Genomic DNA, 23,229 nt, shown 5'->3' on the forward strand with positions numbered 1-23,229 from the left:
TCTAGCGTTCCCGTTATGAAGCTTGGCTCAACGGATCGACCACCGTCAGGTTTATGCAATCGATCAGGCCGAGATCGGTTATCGCGAAATCGGGAATCGCGGTGATCTGCAGCACGAACATGTACATGAAAGGCCATGGAAGCTCACAGCCGAGCGCGCGCGCAGCGTCGTCGAGTTCCCGCTCTTTGTTCGCCATCTCCGAAGGGTCGACGTCCGAGACGATGCCGCCGATCGGCAGCGGCAGGAACGACACGATCCGACCGCCGTCCGCCACCGCCTGGCCGCCATTGTTCTCGATGATGTGGTTGATCGCCAGCGACATGTCGTCGGGATTGGTGCCCACGCAAACGATGTTGTTGTCATCGGGCGCCGTCGAAGTGGCGAGTGCGCCGGAGCGCAGTCCGAAGCCGGAAGCGAACGCGACCGGCCGGTTGGACGTGCGGCCGTAGCGCTCGACGACGGTGAGATACTGCACGTCCTGTGATGGATCTGCCTCTATATGGCCGTCGCGGACGGGCAGCAGGACATCGCGGCGCGTGCGCACGAAAATCTTCTCGGGCGTAACGGCGATCGTCATCACCGCTGCCTTGTCGCCTGCTCCGGACGCGCGCACCAAAAGGTCTTCCCGCGAAACGGGCGCCACCTTGAATGTTTCGGTGACAAGCGCGCTGCGGGCAGGCGGCGCAAGATCGTCCACGAGTTTGCCGTCGCGAGCGGCGAGCTTTCCCTTCGCAATCACGGCCGAGACACGGAAATCCGCGATATCCTTGACCAGCAGGATATCGGCGGCGAGCCCTGGCGAGATCGAGCCGACTTTCTGGCCGATGCGCAGCGCCTCGGCGCCGTTGATGGTCGCCATCTGGATGGCGGTGAGCGGCGGAACTCCCATTGCGACCGCCATGCGGATCATGTTGTCGAGGTGGCCGCGGGCCAGGATATCCGAGGCGACCACGTCATCGGTGCAGAAGCTGATCCGGCTCGTCGCGGCGATTCCCATCTCCGTGACGATGCGCATGTTCTCTTCGAGAAAATGGGAGATGGAGGATTCGCGAATGACGACATGCATGCCCTTGCGCAGCTTCTCCAGCATCTCGTCCGCCGTGTAGCTCTCGTGGTCGGAGCGTACTCCGGCCTGCAGGTAGCTGTTCAACCGGTTGCCGCGACACATCGGCGAGCAGCCGAGGATCGGCAGACGGCTCTTTTCGGCGATCTCGACCGCCTGCAGGACGTCCTCATCCATCGTGTCGACGAATTCGCGCACCGTCTCCCATATGCCGACGCATTCGGGCCAGGAATGGGTGGCGCGGTGATCGTCCGGTCCGAAATAATAGCCGACGTTGGAGCGCGGCAGCGTATAAGGCGTCTTGCATGGCGCGCCCCAGAAGATCTTGAGAGGGGTTCCCTTGGCCTCGTCGAGGAATTCGCGGGCGCCTTCCAGGCCGGACACCACAAGGATCTGGTCCAGCCCGGACACGATCGAAGTGGTGCCGAGCGGCACCACCGCCTTGGCGAAGCTGGTGACCGACATCTTGGAGCATTCAACGTGGAGGTGGCCGTCGATCAAGCCAGGGCAGAGGAAATGACCGGTAGCGTCGATCATCTCGGTCTCGGGGCCGCGATATTCCGAGACGTCTCCGACAGCGACGATGCGATCCTTGTAGATGGCCACGTCGGCCGGATAGATCTCACCCGAGGCGACGTTGACCAGCGTGCCGCCGGTGACGATGAGAGTCGATTTATGCTCGGCGCGGCCGGCGCGGATGAATTCGCGTATGTCGGACAACTTCATCTCCGCTCGTGTCGTCTCGCCCGGCTCGAGACCAAGCTTGTCTGCGCCGAAAATCCCACCTTGCGCGCTCTGATCCTGTCGTATTAGGGTCGTCCACGCAAACGGCAGTTTCGGGCCATTTCTGAACGCACCGTTCAAGTTCTTGGACGATCGATGGATTTTGAAGCGATCGACTATTTCATCAAGGTGGCGGAGGCCCAGTCGCTTTCGCATGCCGCGAAACTGTATGGGCTGCCCAAGTCCAGCCTCAGCCATAAAGTGCGCGCGTTGGAGGATTCGCTTGGTGTCGCACTCTTTGTGCGCGACGGCCGGGAACTGCATCTGAGCGATGCCGGGGCCGAATTCCTTGACCATGCGCAACGCATCAAAGAAAGCTGCGAAGGAGCCAAGGCAGCGATCGCAGAGGCGGGTCACGATATCGCCGGCACACTGACGATCGGCTCGACCGGCGAGTTCGGCACTTCCTTCACCTCGGAACTGCTGTTCGCCTTCCGCCAACAGTATCCGCAGGTGCATGTCGACGTGATCTTCCTTTCGCTCGGCTATTTCCTGGCACCGGAGAAGCACCAGCCCTTTGACGGCATATTCCATTGGGGCGAGCCGGCGAATTCGGATTATGTCGCGCGCAAGCTCGGAGAAGCGTCGTTCTGCCTCTACGCCAGCCCGCGCTACATCGAGCAATTCGGGGAACCGTCGGCGCCCGCGGACCTGGCGGGCCACGGGGCTGTCGCCTTCCGCCGGCCGAGCGGCGTGCAATCCTGGCATCTCGAGCGCGGCGGCGAAACGGTCGACTTCACGCCCACCGCGCAGTGCATGGCAAACGACTATTGGATGCTGAAATACTTCGCCGTGGCTGGCGAGGGCATCGTCTATCTGCCAGCCTTCTTCACCGAGATCGAGTGCATGAACGGCGATCTGGTGCCGGTACTGCCGCAATGGCGTTCGCCACTGGTTCCGATCAACCTTCTCTACATGCGACGCCGTTATGTGTCGCGCAAGTTCGCCGCCTTCCTGGATTTTTGCCTGGACTATTACCGCCAGCGCGCCGCTTACAGTTCGCCGAGATATTGCGTCGAGGTCGTGCGCCCCTTTGCGGGCGCGCGCTCCGGAGGAGAAAACAACAGATGATCAAGAGCTGGTTCGAATGTGCGCCGCGGCTGGTGGATGTCGCCATGGGGCGCACGCCGGCCGACATGGTGATCCACAACGTGCGCTGGGTGAATGTCCATTCGGGCGAGATCATCCCCCGAACGGATATTGCGATTGCTGCCGGCCGCTTCGCCTTCGTCGGCCCGAATGCCGACCATGCCGTCGGTCCCGCGACGCGGCTTATCGACGGCGAGGGCCGCTACGCGCTGCCTGGCCTTTGCGACGCGCATATGCATGTCGAGAGCGGCATGGTGACCGTCACCGAGTTCGCGCGCGCGGTCATCCCGCACGGCACCACCTCGATGTTCATCGACCCGCATGAGATCGCCAACGTGCTCGGGATGCCGGGCGTCAAGCTGATGCACGACGAGGCGGCCGGACTGCCGATCAACGTGTTCGTGCAAATGCCGAGCTGCGTGCCGAGCGCGCCCGGCCTCGAGAATGCGGGTGCCAGTCTAGGTCCCGCCGACGTGCGCGAAGCGATGGCGTGGCCCAACATCGTCGGCCTCGGCGAGATGATGAACTTTCCGGGGGTTGTCGCTGGAAATGGCGACATGCTGGCCGAGATCGGCGCCACCCAGGCAGCAGGCAAGACGGTGGGCGGACACTATGCCTCGAAGGATCTCGGCCTGCCCTTCCACGCCTATGTCGCCGCCGGTCCGTCCGACGATCACGAAGGCACCAGCCTGGCCGACTGCCTTGCGCGGGTGCGCCAGGGCATGCGCGCCATGTTGCGGCTCGGCTCCGCCTGGTACGACGTCGCGGCGCAGATCAAGGCGGTGACCGAGCTCGGCCTCGACTCGCGCAATTTCGTGCTGTGCACCGACGACAGCCATTCCGGCACACTGGTCAATGACGGCCATATGAATCGTGTCGTGCGCCATGCCATCGCACAGGGACTGAAGCCGATCACCGCGATTCAGATGGCGACCCTGAATACCGCTCAGCATTTCAACATGGAGCGTGAACTGGGCTCGATAACGCCAGGGCGGCGCGCCGACCTCGTCTTGACCTCGGATCTCACGGAACTCCCTGTCGAAACCGTCATCGCGCGCGGCCGGGTGATGTCGAGCAACGGCAAGCTCATCGCCGACATCACGCCCTATGACTATCCGGCATCGGCCAGGAACACGGTTCGCCTGGGCAGGAAGCTTTCAGCGGCCGACTTCGACATCGTGGCGCCCGAGGGCGCGAACCAGGTCACGGCGCGGGTCATCGGCGTTCTCGAGAACCAGGCACCGACCCGTGCGCTGCAAGCTTCGCTCGGCGTCTCGAAAGGAATCGTCCAGATGGACCGGGCCGGCGACGTGTGCCAGATCGCGTTGGTGGAACGGCATCGCGGCACGGGCAAGGTCGTCAACGCCTTCGTTTCCGGCTTCGGCTACGACAAACCCTGCGCCATCGCCAGCACCGTCGCCCATGACAGTCATCATATGACCGTGGTGGGCACCGACAAGGGCGATATGGCGCTGGCGGCGAACCGGCTGGGCGAGGTCGGCGGAGGCGTCGTGCTGTTCAGCGAAGGACACGAACTTGCGCTGGTCAGGTTGCCGATCGCCGGATTGATGTCCGACCAGCGCGCCGAGATCGTGGCCGAAAAAGCCAATGGCCTGATCGCGGCGATGCTGGCCTGCGGATGCGACCTCAACAACGCCTACATGCAGCACTCCCTGCTGGCGCTTGTCGTCATCCCGGAATTGCGCATCTCCGACATCGGGCTGATCGATGTCCTGAAGTTCCAGGCGACCGAAGTGTTGGTCACCACGACCACGTGACGGCTGGCGACGCACCGCTCCCGACCTGCGAGCTATGGGCGCGCAGCTTATGTCACGCGGTCTTGGCTTCGCGGGGCCTGCCGCAGGCTACGGTACCGAGCGATGCAGCGACAATCAGCTCGATCGCCAATGTCTGCGTGCCCGCTAGTCAGGCGAGGCGCACCGTCAGGCAGCGGTGGTGGACGTCGAGGCGCAATCATCTCGACCAGGCGGTCAAGGTATGAAGGAATATTGGGTGATTAGCGCAATGCCTTGAGGAACATTCGAGTGCGCTCCTCAACAGGCGCGGTGAAAATCTGGCTTGCCGCTCCGATCTCGACCACCGCGCCCTGATCCATCATCACGACGCGATCAGCTACCTCGCGGGCGAAACCCATCTCGTGTGTGACCACGATCATCGTGGTTCCGGATTCGGCCAACGCCTTCATCACGTCGAGCACCTCTCCCACCGTTTCTGGGTCGAGGGCGCTGGTAGGCTCGTCGAACAGCATGACAGCGGGTTTCATGGCGAGGGCGCGAGCAATAGCGACGCGCTGTTGCTGGCCGCCCGACAGCTGTGAAGGGTAGTTGTGCGCTTTGTCGGCAAGCTTGACCCTGGCGAGCAGGTCTAGCGCCTCGCTGTCCACCTGGGCCGGTTCGCGTCCCTGCACGCGCACCGGAGCAACCGTTATGTTTTCCAATGCGGTCAAATGGGGAAAGAGGTTAAAACGCTGGAAGACCATGCCGATTTTCTGCCGCCGTGCGGCGATGCGCTTCTCTGAATCCTCAATCAGCCGGCCACCGCGCTCACGATAGCCGATCAGTTCGCCGTCGACGAGGATGCGGCCGGAATTGATTTTTTCCAGATGATTGATGCAGCGTACCAACGTGGTCTTGCCCGAGCCCGAGGGTCCGATCAGGCACACGACCTCGCCGCGATGGACTTCGAAAGAGACGCCGCGCAGCACTTCCCAGTTGCCGAAGAATTTGCGCACGTCCAGCAAGGAGACGAGGGGTTTCGCGCCTGTCGTCATGGCTCAGCGTTGTCCCGACAAAAGGTTGCGCAAGCCAGACGGCCTAATCTCTGCAATGGTTGGCAAGTCATGGCGGCCGTAATGAGCCTCCAGCCGCTTCTGAACGAAGCCCATGATCGTCGTCAGCACCAGATACCAGATCGCGGCGATGACGAAGAGCTCGAAGGTGCGGAAGGTGGCAGCGTTCAATTGCTGGATGGTCCCGAAGAGCTCTCGGATACCGATGACAGCGAGCAGCGACGTGCCTTTGATCATCAGCGTGAACTCATTGCCTAGCGGCGGAATGACGATACGCGCGGCCTGCGGCAGGATGATCCAGCGCATGGCCGTGTAAGGCCGCATGCCGAGCGCTCGCACGGCGTCGAACTGGCCCTTGTCGATGGAGGCAAGCGCGGCGCGGAAGATCTCGGCCATATAGGCAGCCTCGTTGAGCGATAGCGCGATCAACGCGGCCTGCAGCGGCCCGGTAAAAGTGAAAGGTCCTATCTGGATGTCGGGATATCTATAGAAGCCGGCGGCGGCGACGCCGGTGTAGATCAACACCAGTTGCACCAGCATCGGCGTGCCCCGCCAGATCCAGACGTAGAACTTCCCAAACCAGCGCAGCCATGCGTGTTTCGAACGCATGCAGAGCGCGATCATCAGCCCGACCGCTACGCCAAGCGCCTGGGCGATGACCGAAATCCAGATCGTCAGCCACAGGCCGCGCCACATGATCGCCGGCGGATTGAACAGGTACTTCAGGAAGAAGGCGCTATCGATGTTTACGTCGCCGGTCATGGCAGGCACTCGATTCAAAAAAGCCGGCCGGCGACGCCAGGGTCGCCGGCCGGAGTTGGCGGGTGTTACTGGATACCCATGGCCTCGAAGCCCCAGGCATCGAGAACCCTCTTGTATTCACCCGAGTCCTTCATCTCCTTGAGCCCCGCCTCGAAGGCGTCGTGGAGCTCCTTGTCCTTCTTCAACGTTGCGACACCGATAGTCAGCGAAAAGAGCTGGGGGCTGGCGAGCTTCAGCAGGCCCGGCTTCTGCTTGTTGAAATAGCCCGCCTGGTCGGTCGAGCCGAGATAGACGTCGGCCAACCCTGCGGTGAGCTGCTGGAAGGCGTCGGTGCCGCTCTGCAGGGACAGGATGTTGATCTCCGGCTTGCCGGCGGCCTTGAGCGTCTCGTTGGCCTTCTTCAGTTCGCTCTCGAGCGCCGAGCCGACCGCGACCGAAACCTTGCGACCGGAGACATCCTCCAGGGTCTTGAAGGTGGCCTCGTCCTTGGCGCGGACGATCAGCGCGTTGCCGGAGACGGCGTAGTCGACGAAGTCGACCACCTCGCGCCGCTCGGGCTTGTCGGCCAGGCCCGAGATGATGGCGTCGCACTGGCCGGCCTGCAGGGCCGGGATCAGGCCGTCGAAGGCGATGTTCTTGTGTTCCGACTTGACGCCTATGGTCTTGGCGAGTGCTGCCGCGATATCGATGTCGAAGCCCTCCGGCGCCTGCGTGTCGGGATTGACCATCTCCCACGGCGCGTAAGCGAGTTCGGTGCAGAACACGATCTTGCCTGCCTTGACGATGTTCTCCGGTGCCTTGGGCGCGGCCTGCGCGCCCACCGTCATCATCAGGCCCAAGGCAAGACCGGCGACGTAGCTCCACAACCTGTCAATTCTTCCGATAGACCACATTTTCCCATCCTCCCATGGCCGCCGCTCTTTGGCGGTCGGTATTGCTGGTTTCGTGATGCCTGGCATGTCGCTCGGCCTGTTCAGCCGGCGGCCGCCTGGCGGCGTCGGTAATTGTGCATGACCTCCTTGCCCGCCTGGGCAACGAGGGTCCTGATCTCTTTGCCGGCACGGCGTCCGTCGCGGGACTCGATCGCGTCGAGAAGCGATTCCTGCGCCTCGACGGGGTAACCCGTCTCATCCAGGTTGACTCCCAGCACCGAGAGGATCTGACGCACCTCGACCGTCATCTCGTCAAACAGGCGCAATAGCCGCGCGTTGCCGGAAAGCGCGCAGATCGAGCGGTGGAACTCGATGATGGCCTCTATCAATTCGGACTGCTGCCCCGACTGGGCGCGGGCGATCAGGTTCTTGTGCGTGGCGCGCAGTGACTGATGCTGCTCGGAGGTGGCGCGCTTGACAGCCGATTCCACCGCCGCCGCCTCGATCCATTCACGCAGCTCGTAAAGGTCCTCGATCTCGCGTGCCTCGAACTGACGCACGAAGAAACCGCGCCGAGGCAGCGAGATGAGCAGCCCGCTCTGCTCCAGCAACCGGGCGGCTTCGCGCACGGGGCCGCGGCTCACACCCAGTTTCTGAGCGATTTCGCCCTCGACGAGGCGCTGGTTCGGCAGCAGCTCGCCATTGGTGATGGCGCGCTGAATCTGCTCCCTTACCTGGGTCACCAGGGTGAGCGTCGGGACGGTATGAAAACCCTGCTCCAAGTCGTTTTCTCCATCGCGCGAGCCCGTGAATGGCGTTTGACAGCGCAAGGGAAATGAACCACAATCACCTGAAGACTGTCAACAGTTTACAGAAAACAGAAATGAAATTGGTCGAAGCCACACGGCGGCACTGGGAACCACTGCGAGCGAATATCGTTAGCAAATTCAATAACTTGTGGTCCGTCCCGGAACTTGGGAACATGGAGTTTACCGCCAGCGGAGCGTTGTGCGACTGGCTGGAGCAGCACGGTTTCGCGGTCCAGCGCCGCGTCTGCGGCCTGCCCACCGCCTTCCGCGCCGAGGCCGGCGAAGGCGGCCCGGTGATCGCACTTCTGGCCGAGTATGATGCGCTACCCGGCACCGACAATGCGGCGGTCGCCCATCGCAGTCCCACCGGCAAGGCGGCAGGGCATGCCTGCGGTCACAATCTGATCGGTCCGGCCAATTGCGGCGCGGCCATCGCCGCCGCTCTCGCCGCGCGGGAAGCTGGCCTTGCGGGACGTATCGTTGTGCTCGGCACGCCATCGGAGGAGATCGTCTGGGGCAAGGTGGCGATGCTCGGCCTCGGTGCCTTCGAAGGCATCGACGCGATCCTGACTTCGCATGGAGACTATCAGAACGGCGCCATCTCACGCCCCTGTCAGTCGGTGATGAACGGCGAGATCATTTTCCTCGGCGAGTCCGGTCATGGCGGCGGCACGCGCCGTCGTAATGCGCTGGATGCGGCCGAGCTCGCAGTGCAGTCGCTCGAGCGGCTGCGCGCCCATCATTTCCCCGACGTCTCGCTCGAGCATGTGCTGCGCGTCGCCGGCCATATCCCCAACGTCACGCCAGACGAGGCGCGGCTGTGGTTCACTGCCCGTCATGCCGATTTTGAGCGTACCAAGGCGGTGTTCGACTTCGCGGTCGGCGTGGCCGAACAGGCAGCCGAGATGACGGGCGTCGCCTTCCGCCATCAGTTCATCTCCGGCACGCGCGGCTATCTGCCGAACGACACTCTGGCGCGCGCGCTGCATTCGGCGCTGGAATTGGTAGGGCCGCCGCGGTGGACGGAGGAGGGGCGTGTTTTCATGCAGGCACTGGCGAAAGCGTGCCGGCCCGATGGCGGCTTCACACTGGACGAGGGCATAAAGCTCCACACCCAAGGCCTTGACCCCTACGGGCAGGACGATGGCGAAGCGAGCTGGCGCATCCCACTCGGTCGCGTCAACTGGGCGTTTCCAGAGGAAGTGCCGCTGCACAACTGGGCGCTCACGGCCCTTTCGGGCCATGCCGCCAGCCACCCCGGTCCGTTGATGGCGTCGGAAGCTCTGGCGATCGCCACGGTGCGGCTGTTGGCCGACCCGTTGGCGGTCGAGACGGCCAAGGCGGAACTGGCGGGCCGGGTCAACGGCAAGGTTCTTGGCGAGCCGGCGTTCGCGGCGCTGAAGACGATGCGCCATCGCCCCGAAAGCTTCTGGAATGCGAGCTGGGTGGAATGAACGCGCTGCCCGACCCGAAGAGCCTGCGCCTGATGCGCGAGGAGACGGTTCCGGTCACGGTGCTGACGGGCTTCCTCGGCAGCGGCAAGACCACGCTGGTGCGCCGGCTGCTCGCTCTGCCGCAGGCGGCCGACACGGCGGTCATCATCAACGAGTTCGGTGAGATCGGCCTCGATCATCTGCTGGTTGAGAAGGTGGACGAAAGCATAGTCGTGCTGCCGGGCGGCTGCCTGTGCTGCCAGGCTCAGGGCGATATGGCACGCGCGCTGCGTTCGCTGGACCAAGCGGTGGCGGCCGGCGGGTTGACGCCATTTCGCCGCGTCGTCGTCGAGACCAGCGGCCTTGCTGATCCCGCGCCGCTGCTGCAGGCCTTTCTTGCGGATCCGTTGCGCCTGTCGCGCTATCGGCTGGCGGCGCTCGTGGCCACGTTTGATTGCGCGCCGACAGATGGGTCGTTCCAGCATGCGGTGGCGCAGGCGCAGCTGGCCCTTGCTGACCGGGTGCTGATGACCAAGCTGGACATTGCCGGCGAGGCTGGCGAGGCAGGTGCCCGCCGCGCTCTGGACGCACTCGGCGTGGCCGGTATCGAACCGGCCGCCACGGGCGATGCGCTTGTCGCCCAGCTCTTCGCGCCGCTGCCGGCTTTCCGCGCCCGCTGCGTTTCGCCCTTGCCGCTGGGGGGCCATTCTTCCGCCTTCGCATCGCTGGCGCTGGACGTGCCGGGCAGGATCGACCTTTCGCGCCTGCTCGCGAGCCTGGAGGCGATGGCCAGCCGGCATGGTGAAAACCTGGCGCGGCTGAAGGGCATCATCGACGTTACCGACGATCCGCGGCCGGTCGCCATCCACGCCGTGCGTCACATGGTGGCTCTGCCGCGTTTCCTGGCGGCGATTACGCCAACGGCTCCGCGCGCCATCGTCGCCATTTTTCCGGCTGAGGCGGGCGATGCGATCCGCGCGGATCTTCGCCATCTTGTCGCGGATGCCGGGACGCCTTGCGGCACGCCCGCGGCCTAGGAGTTTTCGATGAAACTGAAAGGGCTCGACCATATCTCGCTGGCCGTCGCGGATTTCGATCTTTCGATCGATTTCTATCGCCGCGCGTTCGGGTACCAGCTCATCTTCGAGGAGCGCGAGATGGCGCGCGAGATCCAGAGCATGATGGGGATGGAGCGGTTGTCGTGCCATCTGGCTCAGCTTTCGCTGGCCGACGGCCCGCGCCTGGAGTTGATCCAGTTCCTGCATTCCGGCGCGCCGGCGCTGGCGCGGCCGCTGTCGGCCGGCTCCGGCCATGTCGGTCTGACGGTCGAGAATGTCGAAGAGGCGCTCCGCGAAGTTGCGGTGCTCGGCGCTGTTCCGATCGGCGCGGTCACAGTGTTCCCCGAGGGACGGTCCGCCTATTGCCGCGAGCCCGGCGGCTCCTTCCTCGAGCTGCTCGAATTCAATCAGGACGCAGGCTGAGCATAGCCGGCCAAGACGTCAGAACATCGGAGCAGGATTCATGAAGCTGAACCCGATCTCACTCTTCCGGACCATGACGCGCATGCGCGCCTTCGACGAGGCCTGTCTCGAAGGCGTGCAGACCTTCGAGATCCATGGCGAACTGCACACGGGCATCGGCCAGGAGGCGATCGGCGTGGCGCTGGCGCAGTCGCTGACACCAAACGACGCGGTCGTGAGCACGCATCGCAATCATTTTCACGCGCTTGCCAAGGCCGTGCCGCCACGAGCCCTGATGGCGGAGATCTTCGAAAAGGAGACGGGGCTGTGCCGGGGGCGGGGCGGCCATATGCACCCCTTCGACCCGGAGCATCACTTCTCGGCCACAGGCATTGTCGGCGCGTCTCTGCCGGTGGCGCTCGGCTATGCCTACAAATTCAAGATGATGGGACTGCCCCATATAGCTGTCGGCATCTGCGGGGACGGCGCCACCAACCACGGCACCTTCCACGAATGCCTCAACATGGCGGCCGCCTGGACCCTGCCGTTGGTATGCCTGGTCGAAAACAATGAATACGCGATCTCCGTGCGTTTCCGCGACGTGACGGCGACGCCGACCATCGCCGAGCGCGCCAGTGCCTACGGCATCACCGGCCGGCGCGTCGACGGGACGGATGTCGAGACGGTGACGCTGGCCTTCGCCGAGATCGCCAGGCACACGCGCAAGGGCGGCGGGCCGGCACTGCTGGAGGCGACCTGTTATCGTTTCAGGGGCCACTACGAGGGCGATCACGACAATTACCGCGAGCGCGCCGAAAAGCAGCGTATGCGCGTCGAGATGGATCCGATCCTGCGCTACCGGCGGGCGCTGTTGGAGCGCGGCGCCACGACCGAGGCCGAGCTCGACGCGATCGGCGCCAAGGCGAAGGAGGAGATGGCAGCGATGCTGGCGGATGTGCGCGCCGACGCCATGCCCGACCCGGCAGGCGCGATGGATTATGTCTTTGCCGAGGTGATGTGATGACGGCCAGTATACGCAACATCAACGCCTCGCAGGCCGTTGCCGAGAGCCTGATGCAGGAAATGGCGCGCGACAAAAGCGTCGTGCTGCTGGGCGAAGATGTCGGCCGCTCGGGCGGCGTCTTCGGCTCGAGCCGCGATCTCCTCGAGCGCTTCGGGCCGATGCGCGTGCGCGACACACCGATCTCGGAGATGTCGTTCACCGGCATGGGCGTCGGCATGGCGATGGCCGGGCTGCGGCCGGTGGTCGAGATCATGTTCGTCGACTTCATGGGCGTCTGCCTGGAGCAAATCTACAACGCTATGGCCAAGATCCCCTACATGTCCGGCGGGCGGGTGAAGATGCCGATGGTGATCAAGACCGCCGGCGGCAACATCGGTTCGGCCGCGCAGCATTCCCAGTGCCTGTGGGGAACCTTCGCGCACCTGCCCGGCATGCATGTCGTGGCGCCGGCTTCGGTGCGCGACCACAAGGGCCTGATGGCCGCCGCCATCCGTTCCGACAATCCGGTGGTGTTCATCGAACACAAAAGTCTGCTCCTGAAGAAGGCCAAGGATTTCCTGACCGGCTCCGAGGTGCCGGAGGATACGTTCGTGACGCCGATCGGCAAGGCCCAAGTTGTGCGCAAGGGCGGCGACATCACCCTCGTTACACTCAGCGCCGGCGTCGAATACGCCATGGAGGCGGCCGCGGAGGTTGCCGCCGAGGGCATCGCGGCCGAGGTGATCGACCTGCGTTCCATCGTTCCGCTCGACACGGAGACGGTCGCGGCGTCGGCTGCCAGGACGGGCCGGCTGCTGGTCGTCGACGAGGATTATCTCTCCTTCGGCCTGTCGGCCGAAGTGGTCGTGCGCGTGCTGGAAAAGCTCGGGCCGACGGCGCTGCGCCAGATCCGCCGCCATGCCGTGCCCGACGTTCCGATCCCCGCCGCGCTTTCGCTCGAGAAGGCGCTGGTGCCGGGGCCGGCCTCGATCGCGCGCGTGCTGCGCGAAATGGCGGCGGCATCGTGACGGCGAGGTTGGCATGAATACGACATCGAACATCCTGCCCGAGGGTCATGTCGCCGTCGTCATCGGCGGTGGGGGCGCCATCGGCGCTGCCTGCGTGCGCGCCTTTGCCGAAGCGGGCGCCACGGTCTGGTCCGTCGATCTTCACGAGCAGGCCGCGGCTGGCGCCTTGACAGGCCTCCTCGGCGCGCACCGCGCCGCCGCTTGCGATGTTACCGATCCGGCGTCGGCAGAAGCGCTGGCCGGGCTTGTCGGCAAGGCCGACAGCGTTGTCTACGCCGCCGGTCTTAATGCGGACGGCAATGTCGTCGACATAGACTGGAGCGCCTATCGCAAGGTGATGGCGGTCAATCTCGATGGCGCCTTCCACATCGGCGCGGCGTTTGCGCGACGCATGAGCGCGCGCGGCGGAGCCTTGGTGTTCTTGTCTTCAACCGCTGGCCTGCGCGGAGAGGCGGGAGCTTCCATCTACTGTGCCAGTAAGTTCGGGTTGATCGGCTTCGTCGAAAGTATGGCTGCGGAACTTGCGGGCGAGCGCATCAGGGTCAATGCCGTGTGCCCCGGCAACGTCGACAGCCCCATGCTCAGGGAAGTCGCGCATCGCATTGCCGAGCGCACCGGCGCCGATGCCGGCGAGATTTGGCGCGGCATGGCCCACAGCGGCGCCGCCCGGCGTCTGGTGACGCCGGCAGAGGTGGCGGCGCTCTGCCTGCACCTTGCCTCGCCCGCCAGCGCGGCGATCACCGGGACAACGGTGCGCATCGATGCCGGCGCCATGTTGAGCGCGTAGGGGGAAACGATGGCGACCACAGAAAGACCCGCCGATGACGCAGCGGGCGGCATGCGCAACAACACCTCGCCGGTGCCCAACATCTTTCCGCCCCCGGAATCCATGCGTCCGACCCTTGTCGGCGAGCACTATTCCGTGGTTGCCGGCCATCCACTGGTGGCGATGATTGCCGCCGACGTGCTTGATCGCGGCGGGACGGCGATCGATGCCGGCGTCGCGGCGGGCCTCGCCAGCAACGTCATCCAGGCCGACATGTGCAATCTCGGCGGCGTGGCGCCGATCCTCGTGCGGCAGGCCGGCTCCGATCAGGTCTGGTCGATCAGCGGCGTCGGCACCTGGAGCGGCAGCGTTACGCTCGAAGCTTATCTGGAGCGGTACGGGGGCGACATGCCGCTCGGCGCGCCATGCTCTATCGTGCCGGCGGCGGCCGATGCATGGCTGTCGGCGCTGTCGCGCTTCGGCACTTGGTCGTTCGCCGATGCAGCGGCACCGGCCATCCGCTACGCCCGGGAGGGTTTCGTGCTCGACCGGCGCACAGCGCTGGCATACGAGCTCATGGGCGCGACGTTCCGGAACTGGGAGAGTTCCCGCGCCACCTACTGGCCGCAGGGCAAGGCGCCGCGCGAGGGGGATCGCCTAAAGCAGACGGACTTGGCGCTGCTTCTGGAGCGGCTCACCGCCGCCGAACAGGGCGCGAACCGCGAGCAGGCGCTAGAAGCCGTGCGCAAGGCTTTCTACGCGGGCGAGGTTGCCGAACGCATCGTGGCCTGGGTGAGCGGCAATGGCGGCTGGATGACGCTGGATGACCTTGCCGGTTTTCGCAACGAGGTCGCGCCGGCGAAGAGCTACGACTATCGCGGCTGGCGCATGTTCACGGGCGGAACCTATAGCCAGGCGCCCGTCATCCTGCAGACGCTGTCGGTACTCGCCGGTTTCGACGCGGCGGCGCTCGCCGGCCGTGAGGACGATTATCTTCATTTGCTGACCGAGGCGATGAAACTCGCCTTCTCCGACCGCGAGAAGTTCTATGGCGATCCGAACTTCGCCGCGACGACGATCGAGGAGCTACTGTCGGACGAGCATGTCGCCCGGTTGCGCGCGCTAGTGAACCCCAGCGAGGCGCTGCCCGACCTGCCGACGATGGACCTGCCTGCGCCAGGTGGTCTCAGGTGGGGCAAGCGCCGCGACACCACAAATTTCACAGTCATCGACGCCAAGGGCAATGCCTTCAGCTGCTCGGCCAGCGACACGATCGACGGCAACCCGATCGTGCCGGGCCTCGGCATCATGGTATCACCGCGCGGCGTGCAGTCGAGGCTGGACGCCGGGCATCCGGCGGCATTAGGGCCGGGCCGGCGACCACGGCTGACGCCATCGCCGGCGCTGGCGCTCAGCCTCGGCGAGGTCGAGCAGAGGGTCATGGCACTGTCATCGAGCGGCGGCGACGTCATCCCGCAGGGCATATTGCAGACCTTTCTCAACATCGTCGATCGCAACATGTCGCCGCAGCAGGCGGTGGAGGCGCCACGCATCACCTGCCTTGCTTTCCCGGATTCCTTCTTCCCACATTTCCACGATGTCGGTCGCCTCAGCGTCGAATCCCGCATCAGCGAGAACACGCGCGCGAAGCTGGCGGCGCGGGGCCATCGGATCCACCCTTGGCCGGACTATGAGTTCGACGCCAGCGGTGTCGCCGTGTCGCTCGACCTGGCGCCGCCTTCATCCGACGGACGTGTGCTGGGCTCGGGCGCCGACCCACGGCGCAGCCATTACGCCATCAGCCGATAGTCGTGCGCCAATCGCCAGCGAGACCGCCAAGCCAATGGGAAACACCGACGTGAAGAACACAGTCCTCACTCTCCTACGCAGTGCGCCGGATGCATCTCTTGCGCTGAGTGCGCCCGGCCGTCCCGGGCTGAGCTATGGGGAACTCCGGGCGTTCGTGGGAAGCATTCACCGGCAGCTCGCGGCGCGCGACATCGGCGCGGGCGACCGCGTGGCGATCGTGCTGCCGAACGGGCCGGAGATGGCCTCGTCGTTCCTGGCGGTGGCGTCCGGCCTGTCGGCCGCCCCGCTCAATCCGGCCTACAGAGAGGCCGAGTACGAGTTCTACTTGTCCGACCTGAGGCCGAAGCTGGTGCTGGTCGAGCCGGGCTCCGACAATCCGGTGCGCACTGCCGCCGCCCGCCTCGGCATCCCGTTCACCGAGGTCAGGATCGCCGAGGACGCGCCCGCCGGAGCCTTCAGCCTGTGGGACGAGGAGGCCGGTTGTGTGCCGCCCGGACCGCAGCACGAGGCGCTGGTGCTGCACACTTCCGGCACCACCTCGCGACCCAAGGTGGTGCCGCTGTCGCAGGCCAACGTCCATGCCTCGGCCAACAACATCGCCGGCACGCTCAGACTGACGCAGGATGATCATTGCCTCAACATCATGCCGCTGTTCCACATCCACGGGCTGATGGCGGTGGTGCTGGCCTCGATGACGGCCGGAGCCTCCGTGTGCTGCACGCCCGGCTTCAACGCGCTGCGCTTCTTCGGCTGGGCGGAAGAGGAGAAGCCGAGCTGGTATTCGGCGGTGCCGACCATGCACCAGGCGATCCTGCAGCGCGCTGAGCGCAACCCGCAAGCGGTGGAGACCATGGCGCTGCGCTTCGTGCGCTCGTCCTCGGCCTCGCTGCCGCCGGTCGTGTTCAAGCAGTTGCAGGAGACCTTCCGCTGCCCGGTGATCGAGGCCTACGGCATGACGGAAGCGGCGCACCAGATGGCGTCGAACCCGCTGCCGCCAGGCGAGCAGAAGCCCGGCCATGTCGGCAAGGCGGCCGGCCCGGAGATCCGCATCCTGGATGGCGAAGGCACTGAGCTCGGCGTTGGCGTCGAGGGCGAGGTGTGCATCAAGGGCGCCAACGTCACCGCCGGCTACGAGAACAATGCAGCCGCCAACACGGCCAGCTTCACCAATGGCTGGTTCCGCACCGGCGACCAGGGTTTTCTCGACCAGGACGGCTACCTGAAGATCACCGGCCGCATCAAGGAGATCATCAACCGTGGCGGCGAGAAGGTGTCGCCGCTGGAGGTGGACGACGTGCTGCTGGAGCATCCGGCGGTGCGCCAGGCGGTGACCTTCGCCATGCCGCATAAGGCGCTCGGCGAGGAGGTGGCGGCTGCGGTGGTGCTGGTCGAGGGGGCGAGCGAGTTGCAGGACTTCGCCGGCGGCACGCTCGCCGCCTACAAGGTGCCGCGCAGGATTGTCATCCTGGACGAGGTGCCGAAGGGGCGACGGGCAAGGTGCAGCGCATCGGGCTGGCCAAGCTGCTCAACTTGGGCGAGGCCTGAAAGATGACCAGGGTTTGCGTTTTTGGGGCTGGCGCTATCGGCGGCTATCTGGCGGCCTCGCTGGCCAGAGCGGGCGCCGACGTGTCGATCGTGGCGCGCGGGTCGCACCTGGCGGCCATCCAGGCCAACGGGTTGAAGCTGATCAAGGATGGCGAGGAGACGGTGTGGCGCGTCCGAGCGAGCAGCGATCCGCGCGATCTCGGCGAGCAGGACTTTGTCATCGTCGGCATGAAGGCGCATGCGGTGCCGCCGGTTGTCGGCCAGTTCGCGCCGCTGCTGGGCAAGGACACCGCCGTGGTGCCGGCTGTCAACGGCCTGCCGTGGTGGTACTTTCATGGCGCCAACACCGGCACGGCGCTCGACGAGACCTGGCTGGAGAGCATCGATCCGGGCGGGGCGCAGTGGAAGGGGTTGGGGCCGGAGCGCGCCATCGGCTGCGTGGTCTATCCGGCCTGCGACGTTCCCGAGCCCGGTGTCATCCACCATTCCAAGGGCGACCGCTTCACGCTGGGCGAGCCGAACGGATCGGACACAGAGCGTCTGAGGCTGTTGTCGGAGCTGTTGATAGCGGGCGGGCTGAGGGCGCCGCGCAAGGCCAGGCTGCGCGACGAGATCTGGATCAAGCTGTGGGGCAATTCCTCGTTCAACCCGGTGTCGGCGCTGACCGGGGCCAGCCTGGATGTGATTGGCGCCGATCCGGCGTGCCGAGGCCTGATCCATGACATCATGGTGGAATGCAAGGCCATCGGCGAGGCGATCGGCGCGCGTTTCGGCGTCACTATCGAACAACGCATCCAGGGTGGTACCGATATTGTCGGCCATAAGCCCTCGACCCGTCACGACGTGGAATTGGGGAGGCCAACGGAGATCGATCCTCTGGTGTCGTCGGTGCAGGAACTCGCCCGCCGCCTCGCCATCGCGACGCCGACCCTCGACATCGTTGCCGCGCTGCTTCGCCTGCAAGGCCAGGTTCTGGGCCTCTACTCACGTAAGCAAAATATCGAAAACGCTATTCGCGCAGCCAGCTGAAAACCGGCTGAAGCCAATATACGAAGGCGCCCAACTTTGGCGTGGGTCAGTTCGCTGCCCTCGTCTCATGAACTCTGCCTTCGTGTGGATAAAGTTTCTCCTTTTCCTCAATGGTTCTGGTGATAGCTCATTGAAGCGGCGGCAGTCACGGACTCGCGAAATCCGAAAGATCGGGGGAGGGCGAACGTCCCAGAACCGTCTCGAACCCACGAGCGAGGGAGAGAAGCCGTTCGTCTGCCCTGCCGGGACAGATCACCTGCAAACCTGTGGGCATTGCCGACGGAACGTGCGGGAGCGGCAGGCTCGCCGCGCAGAGGCTGAGGACATTCGCCGATCGGGTCGGACCGGCACAGGCCTCCAGAAGAGCAGTGGATGCTGAAAGGGACGTGAAATCTCCCGGAAATGCCGGCGGCAACTTCCATTTGACCGGTCCGACCCAGGCATCGATTCCGTCGAACCAGGTGGTGCTGAGCCGGACGAGTTCCTGCTGGCGCCGGCGCGCGGCGGCATATGAGTCCGGCGTGATGTCGAACCCGGCTGCGATGCTGGCGGCTATGTCCGGGTTCATGAATTCGCTCGTGCGGTGGAACCGCTCGCGGCCGAACGAAGCGACCATCTCGGCTAGGCTGATGATGCGGAAGAGCGGATCGATCTCCGCGAGTTCCGGGATATCCATTTCCACGATGGTGACGCCGGCGGCCGCAAGTGCCGACAAGGCGTCTTCGAGCCTCGCCGCCACACGGCCGTCCAGACGGTCGCCGAAAAGGACCCGGGGCCGGCCGAGCTTTACTCCTTCGATCGCTGCGGCCGATGGTACGGGAGTGCCGCAAAGAGCGGCGAAGACGATAGCGGCATCCTCGGCGGAACGGGTCAGCGGACCGATGGTGTCGAGCGTCGCAGAGACCGGAAAGCAGCCATCCATCGGCCAGATGTCCGCCGTTGGCTTCAGGCCGAACACGCTACAGAACGCAGCCGGACCGCGGATCGAGCCACCGGTGTCGGTGCCGATGGCAAATCCGCAAAGGCCCGCCGCGACGGCGGCCGCCGACCCGCTTGAAGAGCCGGCAGTCAGTCGAAACACGGCGGCATCCCAGGGATTGCGCGGCGTGCCCCGCCGGTAATTGGCGCCCGTGCCGCTCATTGCGAACTCGACGGCCTTGGTCTTTCCGATGACGACGCAGCCGGCGGCGGCAAGGCCGCGCATGAAGCCGCCCGGGCCGCCGATCAGGTCAGAGACATCAATATCCGAGCCGGCCGTCGTTGGCATTCCGTCGACGGCGATGATGTCCTTGACCGCGACGGGAACGCCCATCAGGGGGCCGAAATCGGCACCACGGGCGAATGCCTCGTCGACGGCCTTGGCGGCTTGCAACGCGGCTGATGCCGCCACGTGTTCATAGGTCTGCAACTGGCGATCGAGGGTGGCGATCCGCGCCAGATAGGCTTCGGTCGCGGCGACGGCTGTCGTCTCACCGGCGCGCAGCCGGCGCCCGAAGTGGCTTATGCCACCGCGATCGAGCGGATCGGCCGGAATGGTCATCGGAAGTCAGCCTCCTGCAATCATACGGCCTGCGAGATCGTCAAAGCCGTGGGTAATTCAATCGGTTTTCGCCTGGCACTGCGCCATCCTCTTGACGTGGCACGAAGTCTAGGGCGCGGCTGGTGGTTGGGTGGAGGCGAGACGGGCGGCTTCTGCCGCCGCGAGAATGTTGGCCAGCGCGCTTTCGACCGCGCCGTTTCGGCTTCGCGCCGGAACAAGACCCGACAGGGTCGCTTCAAGCGCAGGGCCGCCGCCAGCCGCGTTCTCCAGCCAGCGTGCGATGAAATCGACTTGCAGCCGTTCCGCCTGCAACTCCGCTTTCTTAATCTCGGTGCGAAGCTGTTCCTTCGCGCTTTCAGCGGTGTCCTGGCGCGCGGCCTTCAGTTTGCGCCTTATGGCGCGCAAAGGCAGCACCGCGTCTTCACGCCAACCCGCGGTTCCGGCTCGCAGCGCCTTGATCTCTCCGCCCGAAAGGCGCTTGCCCAAAGTTATGTCGGCATGAACGAGCATCAGCATCTCCACCACGTCGACGCCCGCCTCGTCCTGCAGGACAAGGCAAGCTTCCGGCACGCGCTGGCGCCGATAGAAATCGAGCATGAACGCCCATGCGGCTTGTGCGGAGGAGGGCCGGTCGCTCACGTCATTCCTCTCCGTATTGGCTGGCCAGTTCGCCGATCGTGACAGGCTTGAGCGGCGCACGGACACGATAATATCCTGTCGCGTCGAGGGTCTGGCCGGTTTCGCGGGCCACGATGGTGCTGACAGTGGGACCGCACATGCGGCCCTGGCAAGGGCCCATGCCCGATCGCAGGAAGGCCTTGGTCTGGTTCGGGCCGAGGCAGCCCTGCCGCACGACATCGCGAATGGCGCCGGCGCGAACCATCTCGCAACGACAGACGACCACCTCGTCGGGCGGAGCGAGCACTTCGTCGCGCGGACGATAGAGCCGGTCGAGGAAAGGCCTGATCGTCAGGTGGGCGTCGAGGGCCTGCTGCGCGACGGCCTTTCGTCTTGCAAATTCAGTTTCGGTAATCTTGCCGAGACGCTTGAGGATCGCCAGCGCGCACAGCGCGCCGGCATCGGCGCTGGCCAACGCGCCTATGATGCCGCCGCCGTCGCCGGCGATGAAGATACCGGGAATGGAGCTTTCCCCCATCGGGTCGAGGACCGGGAGGAAACACTGTTGCCCTTCATCCCATCTATGGGCGCAGCCGATGGACCTGGCTATCTGCTGGCTTGGTATCACGCCCTCATGCAAGGCAATCAGGTCGAGCTCGATGCGGAAGGGGCGAGTGCCGGCATGGAAGCTGACGGCGCTTGCGCGCTCGGCGCCATCGATACGGAGGTTGGAAACCCGGCGGTGGATCTGCACGCCGCGCCGGCGCAACGCAGCCATCAGTCCCAGGCCCTTCCGAAGGTAACCCGGACCGTGGCCGAAAACGGCTTTCGGCAGATGCCGCAGCGCGGGGATAAGATTGGCGCGCTCCGCAGTGTCGAGAAGGACGAGGTCGGAAATGCCGGCTTCGAGGCACTGGACCGCGAACAGGTAGAAGAGCGGACCGCAGCCGGCCAGCACAAGGCGTCCGGAGGGCGAAGGCCCGCATCCTTCAGCATGATCTGCAAGGCGCCGATCGTCATGACTCCGGGCAGTGTCCAGCCGGGCACCGGAACCGGCCGCTCCATCGCGCCCGAGGCGATGACGAGGGTCCTTGCCTGCAACTGCTCGACCTTACCGTCGGCCTTGATCCAGACTGTGCCGTCGGCATCGATGCGCCAGGCGCTCGTGTCGAAGTGCAACTCAGCCGCGCTGGCGCGCAGCCTGACCGTCAGCGCGGCGCCGCCTGCATAGTCCGCGCCGAGCACAGCCAAAAGGGCCGCATTGTCCGCGTTGCGTTCGACGGCGCGGTAGACCTGGCCGCCGGGCGTGGACTGTTCGTCGATAACAAGCGTGCGGGAGCCGCCTTCGGACAGCGTTGCGGCCGCCGTCATTCCGGCAGGTCCGGCTCCGATCACGATGGCGTCCCACAGGTCGTTCATACGAGCGACCTCGCACCGTGCTGGCGCTTGACGGCCATGCCGGGGCGGGCCCTTGTCAGGCAGGATTGCTGGTTCTGTTTGCCGTCGATCTCGACCAGGCACTCGAAGCACGCGCCCATCATGCAATAGGGCGCGCGCGGGCTTTCATCGACAGGGCTTTCCCTGAAGGCCGAAATCCCGGCTGCCAGCAGCGCAGCGGCGACACTGTCGCCGGACCGGAAAGGAACCTGGGAGCCCTCGAAATCGAGGACATTGCCGCCCAGGGGCAATGCGGAGCTTCGTTCAACCCTGGTGAACATCGAACCTGCCGCTTGTGAAGCTCGAAAGATGTTCGGGCAGCCGGCCTTTCGCCAGCGCCGGACCGATCTCCAGCGCATGGACGCTGGCGAGGGTGACGCCGCTGTGGCAGGTGACGGCAAAGGCGCCTGGAAAACGCTCGGATTCCTCGTAGATGGGGAGGCCGTCAGGCGTCATGACGCGCAACGAACCCCAACTGCGCACCACCGTGGCCTCGGCAAGCGCCGGAAAGACGCGGGCTGCCGTCCTGCACAGCACGGCCGCGGTGGGTACATCTGTTCCTTCGTCGAAACCGCGGTCTTCATGGCTGCTGCCCAGCAGGACCGTGCCTTCGACCGATTGTCGGATGCAGTTGGTGGCATAGGGCAGGAATGGCTTGATCCGTTCGGTCACGACGATCTGCCCCCGCTCGGGCCTTACCGGAATTGAAAGGCCCACATGCCTGGCAAGGTTGGCCGCCCCCAGACCTGCTGCCAGAGCGATCCGCTTACCAGCCACGCCGCCAGTGCGGCTGACTGCCTTGAACCCATTCTTTTCGGTAGCGATGTGCTCGACCCGGAAACCCGGGCGGTAGCGGCCGCCGGCGTCCTGAAACCCTTGTTGCAGCGCGCGTAGCAAATAGAGCGGATTGACGTGGCCATCGAGCGGCGAAAACGAAGCGCCAACCACGTCATCGCCGATACCGGGCAGCAGAGCCCGCAAGTCGGCGAGGTCGAGGAGCGACATGTCGATGTCGCCGCCATCGGCATTTGTGCGGGCGATGATGCCGCGGCGCTTGTCCAGCTCCGTCTCGCTAAAGCAGAATTGCAGCCCGCCAGGTTGTCGCCACCCGATGTCGAAAGAAACGGCATTGCTCAACCTTGCGGCAAATCCCGGCCACATTCGCCCTGCGTGCAGTGACCATTGCATATAGGGTGGGGTGCCGACGCCCTTTCCCTGCAGCCAGACAATGCCGAAGTTGCCACGAGCGGCGCGATGGGCCTGGTCGCCTTCATCGAGCAGGACGACGTTGGCTCCGGCAGTCTGCGCGCCCCATGCAAGGGCCGCCCCGACGAGGCCGCCACCCACGACGATCAGGTCGTACGCCTCCATCGC

22 protein-coding genes are annotated in these 23,229 nt (G+C 65.0%); 11 read left to right on the top strand and 11 right to left on the bottom strand.

Annotation, left to right across the window (positions count from 1 at the left end; all coding sequences use genetic code 11):
- Positions 1–13 precede the first annotated feature (13 nt).
- Positions 14–1,783: an adenine deaminase gene (locus FJ546_RS20530; RefSeq protein ID WP_140890985.1), complete on the bottom strand. Its 1,770-nt coding sequence runs from the start codon at positions 1,781–1,783 to the stop codon at positions 14–16.
- A gap of 159 nt (positions 1,784–1,942) precedes the next feature.
- On the opposite strand from FJ546_RS20530, the gene FJ546_RS20535 reads away from it, so the two are divergent.
- Both FJ546_RS20535 and ade read left to right on the top strand, forming a co-directional pair.
- Positions 1,943–2,917 (top strand): LysR family transcriptional regulator, encoded by a 975-nt coding sequence (locus tag FJ546_RS20535; RefSeq protein ID WP_140890986.1) that lies wholly within the window; start codon positions 1,943–1,945, stop codon positions 2,915–2,917.
- Positions 2,914–4,713 (top strand): adenine deaminase, encoded by a 1,800-nt coding sequence (gene ade, locus FJ546_RS20540; protein WP_140890987.1) that lies wholly within the window; start codon positions 2,914–2,916, stop codon positions 4,711–4,713. The genes FJ546_RS20535 and ade overlap by 4 nt, the downstream gene beginning before the upstream one ends.
- Before the next feature lie 239 nt (positions 4,714–4,952).
- Here the strand turns inward: ade and FJ546_RS20545 are convergent, their stop codons facing one another.
- The 4 genes from FJ546_RS20545 to FJ546_RS20560 form a co-directional block, all read right to left on the bottom strand.
- Positions 4,953–5,726: an amino acid ABC transporter ATP-binding protein gene (locus FJ546_RS20545; RefSeq protein ID WP_140890988.1), complete on the bottom strand. Its 774-nt coding sequence runs from the start codon at positions 5,724–5,726 to the stop codon at positions 4,953–4,955.
- A 3-nt stretch (positions 5,727–5,729) separates the two neighbouring features.
- Entirely contained in the window at positions 5,730–6,506 is a 777-nt protein-coding gene (locus FJ546_RS20550; RefSeq protein ID WP_140890989.1) for an amino acid ABC transporter permease, read from the bottom strand.
- 65 nt (positions 6,507–6,571) lie between these two features.
- Entirely contained in the window at positions 6,572–7,399 is an 828-nt protein-coding gene (locus tag FJ546_RS20555; RefSeq protein WP_181168013.1) for an ABC transporter substrate-binding protein, read from the bottom strand.
- An 80-nt stretch (positions 7,400–7,479) separates the two neighbouring features.
- Complete coding sequence (locus FJ546_RS20560; protein ID WP_181168014.1) at positions 7,480–8,160, bottom strand: GntR family transcriptional regulator; 681 nt, start codon at positions 8,158–8,160, stop codon at positions 7,480–7,482.
- 101 nt (positions 8,161–8,261) lie between these two features.
- Here FJ546_RS20560 and FJ546_RS20565 point away from each other — a divergent pair, with 101 nt between their 5' ends.
- From FJ546_RS20565 to FJ546_RS20605, 9 genes are all read left to right on the top strand, one after another.
- Positions 8,262–9,641 carry an amidohydrolase gene (locus tag FJ546_RS20565; RefSeq protein ID WP_281405656.1) on the top strand — a complete coding sequence of 460 codons (1,380 nt, stop codon included), beginning with the start codon at positions 8,262–8,264 and terminating at the stop codon, positions 9,639–9,641.
- The gene (locus FJ546_RS20570) at positions 9,638–10,657 is read left to right on the top strand and encodes a GTP-binding protein (RefSeq protein ID WP_140890993.1); all 1,020 of its coding nucleotides are present in this window, start codon (positions 9,638–9,640) and stop codon (positions 10,655–10,657) included. Before FJ546_RS20565 ends, FJ546_RS20570 begins: the two co-directional genes overlap by 4 nt.
- A gap of 9 nt (positions 10,658–10,666) precedes the next feature.
- The gene (locus tag FJ546_RS20575) at positions 10,667–11,101 is read left to right on the top strand and encodes a VOC family protein (protein WP_140890994.1); all 435 of its coding nucleotides are present in this window, start codon (positions 10,667–10,669) and stop codon (positions 11,099–11,101) included.
- A gap of 40 nt (positions 11,102–11,141) precedes the next feature.
- Positions 11,142–12,101 carry a thiamine pyrophosphate-dependent dehydrogenase E1 component subunit alpha gene (locus FJ546_RS20580; RefSeq protein ID WP_181168016.1) on the top strand — a complete coding sequence of 320 codons (960 nt, stop codon included), beginning with the start codon at positions 11,142–11,144 and terminating at the stop codon, positions 12,099–12,101.
- Positions 12,101–13,111, top strand: a complete 1,011-nt coding sequence (locus tag FJ546_RS20585) for a transketolase C-terminal domain-containing protein (RefSeq protein ID WP_140890996.1) — start codon at positions 12,101–12,103, stop codon at positions 13,109–13,111. Before FJ546_RS20580 ends, FJ546_RS20585 begins: the two co-directional genes overlap by 1 nt.
- Positions 13,112–13,124: 13 nt before the next feature.
- Entirely contained in the window at positions 13,125–13,898 is a 774-nt protein-coding gene (locus FJ546_RS20590; RefSeq protein ID WP_181168017.1) for an SDR family oxidoreductase, read from the top strand.
- Positions 13,899–13,907: 9 nt separating this feature from the next.
- The gene (locus tag FJ546_RS20595) at positions 13,908–15,686 is read left to right on the top strand and encodes a gamma-glutamyltransferase (RefSeq protein ID WP_140890998.1); all 1,779 of its coding nucleotides are present in this window, start codon (positions 13,908–13,910) and stop codon (positions 15,684–15,686) included.
- 154 nt (positions 15,687–15,840) lie between these two features.
- Positions 15,841–17,238: an acyl--CoA ligase gene (locus FJ546_RS20600; RefSeq protein WP_348641989.1), complete on the top strand. Its 1,398-nt coding sequence runs from the start codon at positions 15,841–15,843 to the stop codon at positions 17,236–17,238.
- Positions 17,235–18,260, top strand: coding sequence for a 2-dehydropantoate 2-reductase (locus FJ546_RS20605; protein WP_140890999.1), 1,026 nt, complete (start codon positions 17,235–17,237; stop codon positions 18,258–18,260). Before FJ546_RS20600 ends, FJ546_RS20605 begins: the two co-directional genes overlap by 4 nt.
- Positions 18,261–18,405: 145 nt before the next feature.
- On the opposite strand, the gene FJ546_RS20610 is transcribed toward FJ546_RS20605, so the two are convergent.
- The 6 genes from FJ546_RS20610 to FJ546_RS20630 all read right to left on the bottom strand — a co-directional run bounded on the left by FJ546_RS20610 (position 18,406) and on the right by FJ546_RS20630 (position 23,226).
- Positions 18,406–19,800, bottom strand: a complete 1,395-nt coding sequence (locus tag FJ546_RS20610) for an amidase (RefSeq protein ID WP_140891000.1) — start codon at positions 19,798–19,800, stop codon at positions 18,406–18,408.
- 108 nt (positions 19,801–19,908) lie between these two features.
- Positions 19,909–20,439: a TIGR02444 family protein gene (locus FJ546_RS20615; protein ID WP_140891001.1), complete on the bottom strand. Its 531-nt coding sequence runs from the start codon at positions 20,437–20,439 to the stop codon at positions 19,909–19,911.
- A 1-nt stretch (position 20,440) separates the two neighbouring features.
- The gene (locus FJ546_RS31655) at positions 20,441–21,196 is read right to left on the bottom strand and encodes a (2Fe-2S)-binding protein (protein ID WP_246686895.1); all 756 of its coding nucleotides are present in this window, start codon (positions 21,194–21,196) and stop codon (positions 20,441–20,443) included.
- Positions 21,196–21,837: an FAD-dependent oxidoreductase gene (locus FJ546_RS31660; RefSeq protein WP_246686896.1), complete on the bottom strand. Its 642-nt coding sequence runs from the start codon at positions 21,835–21,837 to the stop codon at positions 21,196–21,198. Before FJ546_RS31660 ends, FJ546_RS31655 begins: the two co-directional genes overlap by 1 nt.
- Positions 21,834–22,136, bottom strand: a complete 303-nt coding sequence (locus FJ546_RS20625; protein WP_140891002.1) for a (2Fe-2S)-binding protein — start codon at positions 22,134–22,136, stop codon at positions 21,834–21,836. The genes FJ546_RS31660 and FJ546_RS20625 overlap by 4 nt, the downstream gene beginning before the upstream one ends.
- A complete protein-coding gene (locus FJ546_RS20630) occupies positions 22,120–23,226 on the bottom strand; it encodes an FAD-dependent oxidoreductase (protein ID WP_140891003.1) in 1,107 nt (368 codons plus the stop codon). The genes FJ546_RS20625 and FJ546_RS20630 overlap by 17 nt, the downstream gene beginning before the upstream one ends.
- Between the last annotated feature and the right edge of the window lie 3 nt (positions 23,227–23,229).

It is taken from the genome of Mesorhizobium sp. B2-4-19 (assembly GCF_006441315.1).
Lineage (GTDB): Bacteria > Pseudomonadota > Alphaproteobacteria > Rhizobiales > Rhizobiaceae > Mesorhizobium.

What these genes read in the sequence shown, in the direction of transcription:
- FJ546_RS20575 (WP_140890994.1), top strand. Translation starts at nt 10,667, where the DNA reads ATGAAACTGAAAGGGCTCGACCATATCTCGCTGGCCGTCGCGGATTTC.
- FJ546_RS20605 (WP_140890999.1), top strand. Translation starts at nt 17,235, where the DNA reads ATGACCAGGGTTTGCGTTTTTGGGGCTGGCGCTATCGGCGGCTATCTG.
- FJ546_RS20630 (WP_140891003.1), bottom strand. Translation starts at nt 23,226, where the DNA reads ATGGAGGCGTACGACCTGATCGTCGTGGGTGGCGGCCTCGTCGGGGCG.
- FJ546_RS20545 (WP_140890988.1), bottom strand. Translation starts at nt 5,726, where the DNA reads ATGACGACAGGCGCGAAACCCCTCGTCTCCTTGCTGGACGTGCGCAAA.
- FJ546_RS20535 (WP_140890986.1), top strand. Translation starts at nt 1,943, where the DNA reads ATGGATTTTGAAGCGATCGACTATTTCATCAAGGTGGCGGAGGCCCAG.
- FJ546_RS20580 (WP_181168016.1), top strand. Translation starts at nt 11,142, where the DNA reads ATGAAGCTGAACCCGATCTCACTCTTCCGGACCATGACGCGCATGCGC.
- FJ546_RS20590 (WP_181168017.1), top strand. Translation starts at nt 13,125, where the DNA reads ATGAATACGACATCGAACATCCTGCCCGAGGGTCATGTCGCCGTCGTC.
- FJ546_RS20550 (WP_140890989.1), bottom strand. Translation starts at nt 6,506, where the DNA reads ATGACCGGCGACGTAAACATCGATAGCGCCTTCTTCCTGAAGTACCTG.
- FJ546_RS20570 (WP_140890993.1), top strand. Translation starts at nt 9,638, where the DNA reads ATGAACGCGCTGCCCGACCCGAAGAGCCTGCGCCTGATGCGCGAGGAG.
- FJ546_RS20585 (WP_140890996.1), top strand. Translation starts at nt 12,101, where the DNA reads ATGACGGCCAGTATACGCAACATCAACGCCTCGCAGGCCGTTGCCGAG.
- ade (WP_140890987.1), top strand. Translation starts at nt 2,914, where the DNA reads ATGATCAAGAGCTGGTTCGAATGTGCGCCGCGGCTGGTGGATGTCGCC.
- FJ546_RS20555 (WP_181168013.1), bottom strand. Translation starts at nt 7,399, where the DNA reads ATGTGGTCTATCGGAAGAATTGACAGGTTGTGGAGCTACGTCGCCGGT.
- FJ546_RS31660 (WP_246686896.1), bottom strand. Translation starts at nt 21,837, where the DNA reads ATGAACGACCTGTGGGACGCCATCGTGATCGGAGCCGGACCTGCCGGA.
- FJ546_RS20565 (WP_281405656.1), top strand. Translation starts at nt 8,262, where the DNA reads ATGAAATTGGTCGAAGCCACACGGCGGCACTGGGAACCACTGCGAGCG.
- FJ546_RS20610 (WP_140891000.1), bottom strand. Translation starts at nt 19,800, where the DNA reads ATGACCATTCCGGCCGATCCGCTCGATCGCGGTGGCATAAGCCACTTC.
- FJ546_RS20595 (WP_140890998.1), top strand. Translation starts at nt 13,908, where the DNA reads ATGGCGACCACAGAAAGACCCGCCGATGACGCAGCGGGCGGCATGCGC.
- FJ546_RS20625 (WP_140891002.1), bottom strand. Translation starts at nt 22,136, where the DNA reads ATGTTCACCAGGGTTGAACGAAGCTCCGCATTGCCCCTGGGCGGCAAT.
- FJ546_RS31655 (WP_246686895.1), bottom strand. Translation starts at nt 21,196, where the DNA reads ATGGCTGCGTTGCGCCGGCGCGGCGTGCAGATCCACCGCCGGGTTTCC.